The sequence below is a fragment of the Paenibacillus sp. SRL342 genome (assembly GCF_984798905.1).
On the sequence record NZ_OZ481790.1, the window covers coordinates 1,092,231 to 1,104,501 of the forward strand.

Below are 12,271 nucleotides of genomic sequence, written 5' to 3' on the forward strand. Positions count from 1 at the left end.
CGTATGGCCAAGAAGGGAAAGTTTTTTTTCATATCAATCGTGATGCTGGTACTCGTATTTGGTCTGGTCTATGCAGGAATTACACTAACATCGAACTTTGGCAAGTCAACCACACAGGTGAGCACAGAGAATGCAGGTAAGGAACTGGGGAAACTGTACGCGGACATTGCGCCAGCGACGGCGGAACCGGTCAAAGGACAGATTGATCTCGACCCGGTCGATGTGGCAGAATCACTGCCGGATATCTCCAAATTCGCAATTGCTGTAGAGAATACAACAAATGATTACGTCGAAATCTTTTCTTCCACAGAGAAGTCGGGCAGCGGGGTAGACGGCTGGTTAACCGAAGTGGGCGAGGAGTTCAACAAAGCTAATATTACCATTGGTGGCAAACAGGTGTCGGTCAAAATTCGCAACATTGCCTCTGGTACGGCCACCGATTATATCAAGTCTGGTAAGTATATGCCGGATGCATTCACACCTTCCAATGAACTGTGGGGCGAGATGGTTGAGGCTAGTGGGGTGAAGACGGAGATGGTATCCGAGCGATTGGTTGGGAATGTTCCGGGTATTGTCATCTCCAAAGCCAAATATGATGCACTGGTTGATACGTACGGTTCCGTTAATGTAAAAACCGTAACCGAAGCCATTGCCAACAATGAACTCGCGATGGGATATACCGATCCATTTGCCAGCTCCACAGGACTGAATTTCCTGGTGACTGCACTGAATACGTATGACAGCGCCAACCCGCTTGGCGAGAAGGCCATTGAAGGGTTCGAAAAATTCCAGACGAATGTACCGTTTACAGCCTCAACAACGATTCAGATGCGGGAAGCTGCCAAGTCAGGCAGACTGGATGCCTTTGTACTCGAATACCAGACGTATGTGAATACCGCTGATCTGAAGAGTGGATACGTCTTTACACCATTTGGTGTGAGACATGATAGCCCGTTGTATGCATTGGGACAATTGCCGCAGAACAAACAGGAGATTATCCAGAAGTTTGCGGAATTCGTAACCCAGGCGAAGTACCAACAATCGGCGGAAGAATTTGGTTTCAACGGTTTGCAGGATTACAAATCCGAATTGGCTACCGTGGATGGCGGTACGTTGCTGTCCGCGCAGAAAGTCTGGAAAGAGAAGAAGAATGGCAGTAAACCTATTGCTGCCGTGTTCGTGACAGACGTGTCCGGAAGTATGGACGGCGAGCCGCTTAACCGACTGAAGGAGTCTTTGCGCAAAGGTCAGAAGTATCTGGGCACAGAGAACAGTATTGGATTGGTTTCTTACTCTAGCGGGGTAACTGTGAATCTGCCAATTGCCAAGTATGATACGAACCAGCAGTCCATGTTTGTCGGAACAGTTGATAGTCTGCAAGCTGGTGGCGGTACGGCGACTTTTGATGGAATCGTAGTGGCAATGAAGATGCTGGAAGATTATATGGCTGCTAATCCGAACGTGAAGCCGCTGATTTTTGTCCTGAGTGATGGCGAGACCAACGAAGGTCATACCCTCAAGGATATCCGGGATCTGGTCGAGACGTACAAAGTGCCAATCTATACGATTGGATACAACGCGGACATCAAGGCTTTGGAGAGCATCTCCAGCATTAACGAGGCTGCAAGCATCAATGCCGATACCGACGATGTCGTATACAAGATCGGTAACCTGTTTAACGTACAGATGTAAATTTATAACACGAAGACGTAGAGTGCAGAACCGATCTGAAGAAGCGTAGCGGTCGCCTTTATCACCAGATTTCAACCGATTAATGAGGAAAATGAAGAAATCTGGGGATAACAGCGATCGGAGGATGGTACTGCAATCGGAGTCACTCGCGTGGAATATCAATCATTTTACAGCACGTATTTAAAGGGGGAACTGTAGATGTCATTTTCAATGGAAATACCAAGCCAGAAGGAAATTCAGAAGGTGATCGAAGAAGAGGTGAAACCCGTGCCCGCCGAGGTCGCGGAGCTTCAACAAGTGGCAAATGCCAACGTAGAGATGATCATGACACTGGATCTCGAATCCCTGGAGGAGCGCAAAGAAATTCTGCAATCCATTGACGGCTTTGGCATGAACACGATGAGATCCTCTTCTGAGAAAAACGCTTTGCTTCAAGTCTCCGTTGGACATCTGTCCAAGACGGGAGACGAGGGCGGTCAGGTCGCCAAAGGTTTGACCGAGCTGCATATGCAACTGAAGGATCTCGACCCAAGCGTGGTCGACTTTGCCAAGACCGGTTTCCTCGGGAAATTGTTCAATCCGCTTCGCGCCTATTTCCTGAAATACCAGAAGGCTGACGCAGTCATCGCTGACATCGTAACCTCTTTGGATAAGGGCAGATCCACCCTCCGTAACGATAATACAACGCTGGAGATTGAACAGCAGAACTTGCGGGAACTCACCAAACGACTACAAAAGGAGATTCATCTTGGCGTGCTTATGGATGAGTCCATCGATGCGCAGATTGAAGCGGCCAAGGTCCGCAATGAAGACCCCGAGAAAGTTCGTTTTATTACGGAAGAAGTGCTGTTCCCGCTTCGTCAGCGTGTGATGGACCTGCAACAGATGTTGGTTGTGAACCAGCAGGGCATCATGGCGATCGAAGTGGTGATCCGCAACAACAAGGAACTGATCCGAGGCGTAGACCGGGCGAAGAATGTAACGATCTCGGCATTGAAGATTGCCGTTACAGTAGCGAGTGCTTTGTATAATCAGAAGATTGTATTGCAGAAAATTGAGTTGCTGAACCAGACAACCAATGATCTGATCGCCGGAACATCCAAGATGCTCAAGGATCAGGGAATTGCCATCCAAAAGCAGGCGTATGAAGCCAGCATCTCCGTGGATACGATGAAACAGGCGTTTACCGATGTGCTGTCGGCGCTCGATTCGATTAGTCTTTATAAGCAGGAAGCTCTGCCAAGAATGCGTGAGACGATTAACCAGTTCCGTGAACTTGCGGATACCGGCGAGCAACAGATTCAGCGGTTGGAGAAAGGGCAGAAGCTGGGGCTGTAATCAGAAGAGAGAGAAATAATACGCATTATATTGTTATCTTTATTTCTATAATTAGAAGAAGCGACCGTTCTCCATTAAACATGGGGAAAGGTCGCTTTTTGGATTTTATGAAGATTGGTACTAACTGTCATACCCCAAGCTTCTTGCATAAGCGTATAACTGTTGTTCGCATTGATCCATTAGAACACTAGCGGTGTTTACTTTGGCATTACCCTGTTTTAGTAACGTGTAATTCACTTTGTTCTTGGATACTGCCTTTTGGTACAACAGGTACCCTTCGAGCTGAGTGTAGCTTGCCTTAACAAATGTGGCGTGGATTTTCTTGATTTGCGGGTTGGTAGGCTTGATTTGTTTTGCCTTGGATACCAATTTAGTATAATTGGGGATCACCGTATTTGTAAGTTTAAGATACATGGACTTGCGATTTGTTGAAGTTACTTGGGTGTCGATGCTTTCCAAAGCTGTGAAGGCCTTGGCCTCATAAGTTTCAAGAGCAAATAACTGATTAGTGTACTCTTCAAATTCTGCATAACTCTGATCTAAATCTGAATATGTAGAGGTTGCTACTTTGGCTGCATCAGCAGAAGTGGCTGGAGAGAGAAGCACTCCGCCAAGCAAAACAAAACTGGTAATCAATGATATTATCCACGACTTCTTCAAATGTAATGTCATCCTCCTTTTGTTTGTATTCCATTGGATAACCTAACATATAAATACCAGAAATTACAGGAATGCATTTACATAATTTTGGTGGTGAAGCTTTCTTAAAATCACTCTCAATCACCCTGCTATAGGGAAGTAAGACAATTCAGAATCTCAGTTTCTCAACACGACATTATCCGGCTTGTAATGGATGATCTTGAACAACTCCTCGGCCATGTAAGCGGGGCTGTGTTTGAAATCCTGTCTGATCCACTCCATGATCATGCCGAATATCGCATGAGATTGGTAACTTGCCAATATTTCATGGTTGATGTGCTGCGGGAAGATGTGGTTCAGATCCTGTAAGGCCAGATTCCGAAGAACATCACAGATCATACGCTGGAAGTTGGAGGAGGCCTCAGATTTTACAACCAATGTGTAGAATTGTGCATGTTGGTGCACATGCTCAAATATAGTGATCGCCGAAGAGGGCATCAGATTGACTTGGAACTCTTCCTCATCCTGATAGGGTTTACGAAAAGAAGTCACCAGATCCTGAATCACATCATTGATGATTTCGTTGAACAGGTCTTCTTTGTACTGATAGTGCCTGTAGAAAGTTCCCCGATTCAGGTCGGCACGCTGCACAATATCCGTAATCGAAATTTCTTTAAAGGGATGTTTTTGCATCAAATGGATGAGTGCATCCTTCAGTGCAGCTTTTGATTTTTTAATTCTTCGGTCCATCGAATTCATAGTTTCAGACATCTATTTACCTCCTCGCGAGTTCACTTTATTAATTAAAGTACATTCGGGCTTAATAGTGTTGTTTAACGTACAACTGGGCAAGCTTTTACTGATTGAAGTAAAACGCTATGACTTATTATACTAAGGATAAGAGTTAATGAACATTTGTTTGTTAACTTATTGTAAACGAATACACAAAGGAGGATACATGGAATGAAACTTCAAGATAAAGTTGCAGTTGTTACAGGTGCTGGTTCAGGTATGGGGAAAGCAATTGCCACGTTGTATGCTCAAGAAGGCGCGAAAGTCGTCGTATCGGATATTAACGAAGAATCCGCACAAGCGGTAGTTAATGATATTAAAGCACAGGGCGGAGAAGCAATTGTCGTTCTGGCCAATGTAGCCAAAGAAGAAGATGTGCAAAATCTGATCGATACGACGGTTAGCACATACGGTACAGTAGATATTCTGGTTAACAATGCGGGAATTATGGATGGCATGGAGCCGGCAGCAGATGTAACTGATGAAAAGTGGGAGAGATTGTTCGCTGTGAACACAACCAGTGTGATGCGGACAACGCGTAAAGTATTGCCGATTTTCCTGGAAAAACAAAAAGGTATCATCGTGAACATTGCTTCGGCAGGGGGCCTACATGGCGGACGTGCAGGGGCAGCCTATACGGCGTCCAAACATGCGGTTGTGGGCTTCACCAAAAATACAGGGTACATGTATGCTGAGCAAGGCATTCGCTGTAATGCGATCGCTCCAGGCGCTGTGGCAACCAATATCAGCTCTTCCATGACAGGTATTAGCCATTTCGGTGCAGGGCGGCAACAGCTTGGGATGGCAATTAACCCACGCATCGGGACGAGCGAAGAGATCGCCAAAGTGGCTTTGTTCCTTGGATCTGACGAGTCCAGCTTCGTGAATGGAACTGTCGTTACAGCAGATGCTGGCTGGAGCTCTTATTAATCCATTCAAGTGCAGTCGAAACATGGAGTACGGAAATAGTGTGTGAATTAAGGAAGCCGCATCAGTATATGCGGCTTCTTTTTTTTGCACCTATGCACCTACGTACGGTGGATAACAGCATCATATTCCGTGTAGGACAAACGTTTGCATTACTACGCGAATATTCGAAATGAGTCAATCTGAGGGTGGCTTTGGCTTGGAAAAGAGTGAGGATTCGCGCACGATCAGACGATGGGGGATAATGACCGGATTATGAAGCTGTGGTTCCCCACTAAGAATTTTTAACAGTACCTGAACGGCTGTATAACCAAGCTGATAAGTCCCGATGTCGATAGAGCTTAGGGGTGGAGAAGCCAGTTCCGATAATGCAATATTGTTAAAACTGACCACACTGATATCTTCAGGCACCAGATAATGAAGCTCCGCAAGAGCCCTCAATACCCCGAAGGCCACATTGTCATCGATGACAACAATTGCGGTGGGTCTGTCCGGCAAGGACATGAACAGCGACATCGCTCTAAATCCACTTTCCTGCAGAAATTCACCTTCCACAATCCAGTCACTATCCGCATCCAGCCCGGCGTGGGCAAGCGCTTTTTGGTATCCTAACATACGATCATGCGATAACGTAATGTCCGGAGGACCGCTGACAAATCCGATTCGGGTATGGCCCTGAGCGATCAGATGATGAGTCGCATCATAAGCGGTCTGCACATTATCGTTATCCACCATGGGGGCATTTGGATGAGCTTCACTGCGACCGATTAACACAAAAGGAAACTTTTCCGCTTCCAAAAAAGAAATGATGGGATCGTCTCGTTTGGACCCAAGCAGTAGAATGCCATCCACTCTACGGCCATGAACAAGGCGTGATATTGCATGCAGTTCATTGTCTGATGATGTTTCGGTTGTTAGCAGCAATTCATAATTCATACGGGTGGCATGTGTAATAATACCTCGCAGCAGTTCCCCGAAAAAGTAATTCTGAAACAACTCTTCTGCAGGACGCGGAAGCATAATCCCAAGGGTATGTGTTGTTTTGGAAACCAGGCTCTTCGCGATGATGTTGGGATGGTAGTTTAATTCTTTCATGATTTGCTTCACTTTGAGAGATGTCTTGGTGCTGATTCTGGGATGGTTGGAAATCACCCGTGACACTGTAGAAGGGGAAACACCCGCCAATTTGGCAATATCCTTGATCGTAATCATGTAAAAAATCCCTTCTGAACAATCGTATAAATATTCTCCTATGGTAATCCAAAGGATACGAGAAATCAATTGCTAACTGCCGAGTAAGGGATACTCATGAAGTAATATTAAGGAAGAAAGAGTCAGAACAAGGAAACAGGAAATTACTGTAGGTAGAAGAAAGAAAATGGTTGAAATTGAGCAAATATGGCTTGTGCAAACGTTTGTGCAAATAAAGTTTGTTATTGTATGATGTGATTGTTATTGTAGCGCTTACATCAGTGGATTTACATACTTCTTGACTTGTTTACCCCTACATATTGAACGGAGAGGTCATCTTGTCTTCCATTTGAGCAAACGTTTGTACAAAAGGGGATATGGGGTGCAGAACCTGACAACATACGCAGACAAAAGGGTGAAAAGCGCGAACTTTGTTGGACCAAGCAGAGGGAAGGGGACATTTTACATGAGAAAATGGCAAGGGGCAACATTGTCCGTCATGATGGCTTTTACACTGGCTGCGTGCGGGGCTGGAGGCGGAAGTCCATCTCCAACAACGGCAGGTGAGAATCCGGAGGAAGTTGTAGAGCTGACAGCCGAGAACCTTCAACCGGAAGAAGGGGCGACCCTGGTGATCTGGGAGGATAAAAATCAAAGCAGCTTTATTGAACAAAGGGTCAAAAAATTCGAAGAAAAATATGGGGTAACGGTCAAAATGGAGGAATTACCTCCAACCGATCAGGTAACCAAGCTGACGACGGATGGCCCAGCGGGTCTGGCGGCAGATGTTGTTGTTTTCCCGCATGATAAGATTGGTAGCGCTTCAGAGGCGGGACTTATTCTGCCCAATGACATATTCGAAGCAGAAACCGTAGAGAACACCAGCGACAACGCGCTGAAGGCAGTGACGTTCAAGGATATCCTGTACGGCTATCCGTACAGCGTGGAGACCTACGCCCTTTTCTATAACAAGGCACTCTATCCGGAAGCTCCGAAAAACTTTGATGAGATTATCAGTTTCGCCAAGACGTTCAATAATGTGAAGTCCAATCAGTACGCACTGATGTGGGAATTGCAGCAGTTTTATTATAACTATGCATTCCTGGCTTCACAGGGCGGTTATATTTTTGGAGACAACGGAATGGACAGCGCGGATCTCGGTCTGAATAACGAAGGAGCCCAGAAGGGTGGACAGTTCCTGCAGACGCTGAAGTCGGAGGTGCTGCCGCTTAAGATGGGTGACGTGAACTATGATATCAAAAAAGGATTATTCTCCAGCGGAAAACTCGCTATGGACATTAATGGTCCGTGGACCATTGCCGATTATCGCAATGCAGGTATTGATTTTGGCGTTGCTCCGCTTCCGGCAATCGATGGCAAACCGATGACCTCCTTCTCAGGCGTTAAAGCCTATTATGTGAATGCATTTACGCAATATCCGAATGCGTCGAAGCTATTGGCAGCGTTCCTTTCCAATGAAGAGGCCCAGATGGAGAACTTTGACCTGAACGGTACACTTCCTGCGAACAAAAACGTAGCTGTTGATCCGAAGTTGCAAGAGGACTCAATCAACAATGCGTTCCTGGAACAGTTCAACAACTCAACTCCAATGCCTTCGCTTCCTGCCATGGACAGCGTATGGGGACCGATCACTTCGGCCATTACGGATATATGGGATACCGAAAAGGACGTGAAGGCATCACTGGATAACGCCGTGAAACAGATCCAGGAAAGCCTTGCAACCGTCCAATAAGGACGAACGACGAATGCGAAGATATGCATAAGAGCTGCATAAATTGAACTTCATATTTACACAAAAACGTAGAGGACAGAAGAAAGATGAAGAAGTAAAACGTGCGCCTTTATCACCGGATTTTCCCATTGGAAAAGGGATCGAAAAAAATCTGGGGATAACAGCGATCGGAAGCTTGTTCTGTCATCGGAGTGGTCAGTGTAAGTACACTTTTGTTCAATGTATGCAGGTTAGCAATAGGCGGGGAGGAGAGAGCGAATGCAACAGCAGCATGTCCCGGTGCCTGTTGGACCGAACACGGAAAGACAGCATCGGATGACAGCGGCCATATGTTCCATCATACTGCAAGGTCTTGGACAGCTGTACAATCGACAATGGATTAAGGGGATTTGTCTACTGTTACTGGAGGGAGCGGGGCTTGCGTACCTGCTTCCTCGCCTGTCACAGGCCGTATGGGGCATATGGACACTGGGGGAAAATACACAGCGTTTTGTCAAAGTGAATGGGTCCACTGTACTACAAAGGGGAGACCATTCCATCTTTTTGCTGCTTGATGGCATTATCGTACTGCTGGTGTTTTTTGTGTTTATCTTAATCTACATCTTGAATATTCGGGATGCGTACGTCACGGGGCTTGCGAGGGAGGAAGGCAAACAGACCCTAGGCGCAGCGGCATCGCTTCGGAACATGATGGACAAAAACTTTCCGTATCTGTTCCTGTCCATCCCGGCCCTGGGCATTCTTTTCTTCACCGTTATGCCCATCCTGTTTACGATCACGATCGCGTTTACCAACTATTCGGCCCCGGATCATATTCCGCCAGCAAAACTCGTGGACTGGGTAGGCTTCAAGACGTTCAGTGATCTGATCCAGCTGAAATCCTGGAGTCAGACATTCTACGGCGTTCTGACCTGGACGGTCATCTGGGCCATCTTGGCGACAGTCACCACCTATTTTGGCGGCGTGTTAGTAGCACTGTTGATTGAACAGCGTGGCATACGCTTCAAGAAGCTGTGGCGGACGATCTTTATTTTGCCTTATGCGATCCCACAGATCATCTCCTTGCTGCTCATGCGTAATCTGTTCAATGGTCAGTTTGGTCCAATCAATACGTATATGAGAGCATTTGGACTGGAAGGATTGCCCTGGCTGACAGATCCATTCTGGGCTAAGGTCACCGTTATTGTCGTCAACATGTGGATCGGTATTCCGGTCAGTATGGTGTTGATTCTAGGTGTATTGACAGCCATCCCTCGTGACCTCTATGAGGCTGCCGAAGTGGACGGAGCATCTGCGTTTCAGAAATTCCGGATCATTACCATGCCGTTCATTCTTTTTGCCACAACCCCGGTACTCATCATGCAATTCGCCGGAAACTTCAACAACTTCAATGTCATCTTCCTGCTGACCAATGGAAATCCACTGCGGGGAGACTACCAGTACGCAGGGGCAACGGACCTGCTGGTGACCTGGCTCTACAAGCTCACGCTCGACAATAACAAATTCAACATGGCTTCAGCGGTAGGCATTATCATCTTCCTTATTATCGCTACATTCTCTATCTGGAACTTCCGCCGCTCCAAATCATTCAAGGAGGAGGACATGATTCAATGAAGACACGTAATAATCCGCTGCGTTTGGCCCTGAGTTATGTGCTGTTGCTGATCATCGCCGTTGTCTCCATCTATCCGGTACTCTGGATCTTTCTCTCTTCCCTGAGACCCGGTGCGGCATTGTTCAGTGAGCGGTTATGGCCGGAAGCTTTCACGCTGACCCATTACGGGGAGCTGTTCAATAACCCGTCCTTTATGTACGGCAGATGGTATATGAATACGCTGAAAATTGCCTTTTTCACAATGATCTTCTCCACGTTGATGGTGACACTCGGGATGTATGCCTTGTCCCGCTTCCGCTTCCGTGGACGTAAAACGATTCTCTCCACCATGCTAATCCTCGGCATGTTCCCGAGTTTCATGAGCATGATTGCCATCTATATCATTTTGCTGCAAATTAAATTGCTCGACACCCACGCTGCGCTCATCCTGGTCTATTCTTCAGGGGCGGTACTGGGCGGATTTATCGTCAAAGGTTTCTTTGATACGATTCCCCGCAGTCTGGATGAAGCGGCCCGCATGGATGGTGCAAGTCACCTGCGGGTATTCACCAGCATCATCCTGCCTTTATCCAAGCCGATGCTGACTTATGTGGCACTAACCAGTTTCACGGGTGCATGGATGGACTTTATCTTCGCCCGGCTGGTGCTGCGGACAAAGGAGAACTGGACGCTTGCGGTGGGTATGTGGGATCTGGTCAACCGTTATCAGGACAGTAACTTTACGATGTTCGCTGCGGGTGCGGTACTGATCGCGATTCCAATTACACTGCTGTTCGTTTTCCTGCAACGATTCCTTGTTCAGGGTCTGACGGCAGGAGCTTCGAAGGGGTAATACCGTGCCATAACAGCATAGTCAGCCGCGATCCCTGCGGCACTTTAACCAGGCACTTCCGTGATGTCATGTCTTTATCGACTGGCACTGCAGCGGAAGTGCCTGATTCTGCATGGGCTCGAATGATGATTAGGGAGGAACGTGATATATGGGCATGAACCCGTCCAGTGAGCCCGAGATTATCGGATACCAAGATGGACAAGCTGCATTGCATAATACTATAGCTCCAGCAACACTTTGGCGTAATGTTACCTTTCGGAGGATATTGTACGGCTACGGGATCTCGGTCTTCGGGGATTGCTTCAATGGGATTGCGATCAGCCTGTGGGTGTTACAGACCACGGGGAGTGCAAAGAGCATGGCAGCCGTACAGATCTGCAATATGGCCGTCAGTTTTCTGTTTGGATCGGTGGCGGGTACGGTTGCAGACCGATTGGATCGCAGGAAGCTGATGCTGGCCTCGGATGTATTTCGGGGCGTAATGGCTATAATGATTGCGATTAGCTTGTTCGGTTGGCATGCGCCGTTCCCGGTGGTGCTGTTGTTGCTTTCGCTATCCATGTTTTCAAGTCTTTTTCAGGCACCTGCATTCCACGCCTCTGTAGCAAGTATGGTAGGCAGGGAGCATATTCAACAAGCAACCGGAACCATTCATATGGTAGATAATCTTGCCCGGATCAGTGGACTAGCCGCAGCGGGAGTGGCTGTTGCTGCATTTGGCGGATTCGTTGCCATATTAATTACAGGGGCAACCTTCCTGTTGTCTGCAGTATGTGTAGTGATGGCGGGCCGCTTTCCAGAGGTGCAGCGATCCGTTAGTCAACAGACCACGTTTGCTCAGGAGTGGCGCAGTTCGTTTGGCTACATCTATCGGAATCGTCTGATTCGATCCATCGTATTGCTCAATCCCGTGCTGATTTTGTTTTTCATGTCTGCGATGATGCTGGTTCAAGTGATGGCGGTCAAGGTATGGGAGGCAAATCCGGTACAGTTTGGATTAATTGAGACCTGTATTCCGCTGGGATACATGATTGGCTCTGCATTGCTGATTGTTTCGGGAAAACGATTGAAGCGAAGAGGGAGATGGGTGTTTATCGGTCTGATTGTGTTGGGACCGCTTTATATTTTTTTGGCGAATGTATCCTCACCAATCATGGCGTTGCCGTTTATCGTGGGCGGAGGTGCGATGTTCGCCTGCTGTACGATGCTCACCCAGATTATGCTGAGGACAGCCGTTCCGGACGAGCTGCAGGGAAGGGTCTATGGCGTGGTTGGAACAATCACCAGTACAGCGCCTATTCTGGGATTGACGGTAGTCTCCGTATTGGCAGATCAATGGGGCGCAGCTTCTGTGCTGCAAGGCGTGGGCATATTACTGCTGGCGACAGGTATTCTGGCCGCTACAACATTGAAGTCGATCCGAACCTATCAATGACATGTATGATACATCAAAATGATATGAATTGAACCCACATGTACACATTCAACAGAG

Annotated in this window: 10 protein-coding genes; 7 read left to right on the top strand and 3 right to left on the bottom strand. The window is 47.2% G+C overall.

Translation table 11 applies throughout. From position 1 onward, the window contains the following. Positions 1 to 3 precede the first annotated feature (3 nt). Positions 4 to 1,692, top strand: coding sequence for a vWA domain-containing protein (locus tag AC4E8D_RS04910; protein WP_221818857.1), 1,689 nt, complete (start codon positions 4 to 6; stop codon positions 1,690 to 1,692). Between the two features lie 198 nt (positions 1,693 to 1,890). Next, positions 1,891 to 3,030: a toxic anion resistance protein gene (locus AC4E8D_RS04915; protein ID WP_490205913.1), complete on the top strand. Its 1,140-nt coding sequence runs from the start codon at positions 1,891 to 1,893 to the stop codon at positions 3,028 to 3,030. Between the two features lie 120 nt (positions 3,031 to 3,150). On the opposite strand, the gene AC4E8D_RS04920 is transcribed toward AC4E8D_RS04915, so the two are convergent. Together AC4E8D_RS04920 and AC4E8D_RS04925 are read right to left on the bottom strand one after the other, a co-directional pair. After that, positions 3,151 to 3,690: a hypothetical protein gene (locus tag AC4E8D_RS04920; protein ID WP_490205914.1), complete on the bottom strand. Its 540-nt coding sequence runs from the start codon at positions 3,688 to 3,690 to the stop codon at positions 3,151 to 3,153. A 156-nt stretch (positions 3,691 to 3,846) separates the two neighbouring features. Further along, the gene (locus tag AC4E8D_RS04925; protein WP_490205915.1) at positions 3,847 to 4,440 is read right to left on the bottom strand and encodes a TetR/AcrR family transcriptional regulator; all 594 of its coding nucleotides are present in this window, start codon (positions 4,438 to 4,440) and stop codon (positions 3,847 to 3,849) included. A 192-nt stretch (positions 4,441 to 4,632) separates the two neighbouring features. Between AC4E8D_RS04925 and AC4E8D_RS04930 the strand changes: the two genes are divergently transcribed. Beyond that, positions 4,633 to 5,391, top strand: coding sequence for an SDR family oxidoreductase (locus tag AC4E8D_RS04930; RefSeq protein ID WP_307414842.1), 759 nt, complete (start codon positions 4,633 to 4,635; stop codon positions 5,389 to 5,391). Between the two features lie 174 nt (positions 5,392 to 5,565). Here the strand turns inward: AC4E8D_RS04930 and AC4E8D_RS04935 are convergent, their stop codons facing one another. Beyond that, on the bottom strand, positions 5,566 to 6,600 hold the full coding sequence (locus tag AC4E8D_RS04935) for a LacI family DNA-binding transcriptional regulator (RefSeq protein ID WP_339306978.1): 1,035 nt from the start codon (positions 6,598 to 6,600) through the stop codon (positions 5,566 to 5,568). Between the two features lie 445 nt (positions 6,601 to 7,045). Between AC4E8D_RS04935 and AC4E8D_RS04940 the strand changes: the two genes are divergently transcribed. The 4 genes from AC4E8D_RS04940 (at position 7,046) to AC4E8D_RS04955 (ending at position 12,214) form a co-directional block, all read left to right on the top strand. Continuing rightward, a complete protein-coding gene (locus tag AC4E8D_RS04940) occupies positions 7,046 to 8,332 on the top strand; it encodes a sugar ABC transporter substrate-binding protein (protein ID WP_490205916.1) in 1,287 nt (428 codons plus the stop codon). Positions 8,333 to 8,590: 258 nt separating this feature from the next. After that, positions 8,591 to 9,946 (top strand): sugar ABC transporter permease, encoded by a 1,356-nt coding sequence (locus AC4E8D_RS04945; RefSeq protein WP_221818862.1) that lies wholly within the window; start codon positions 8,591 to 8,593, stop codon positions 9,944 to 9,946. Then, positions 9,943 to 10,779: a sugar ABC transporter permease gene (locus tag AC4E8D_RS04950; protein WP_017690474.1), complete on the top strand. Its 837-nt coding sequence runs from the start codon at positions 9,943 to 9,945 to the stop codon at positions 10,777 to 10,779. Before AC4E8D_RS04945 ends, AC4E8D_RS04950 begins: the two co-directional genes overlap by 4 nt. A gap of 148 nt (positions 10,780 to 10,927) precedes the next feature. Then, the gene (locus AC4E8D_RS04955) at positions 10,928 to 12,214 is read left to right on the top strand and encodes an MFS transporter (protein ID WP_490205917.1); all 1,287 of its coding nucleotides are present in this window, start codon (positions 10,928 to 10,930) and stop codon (positions 12,212 to 12,214) included. Positions 12,215 to 12,271: the final 57 nt, after the last annotated feature.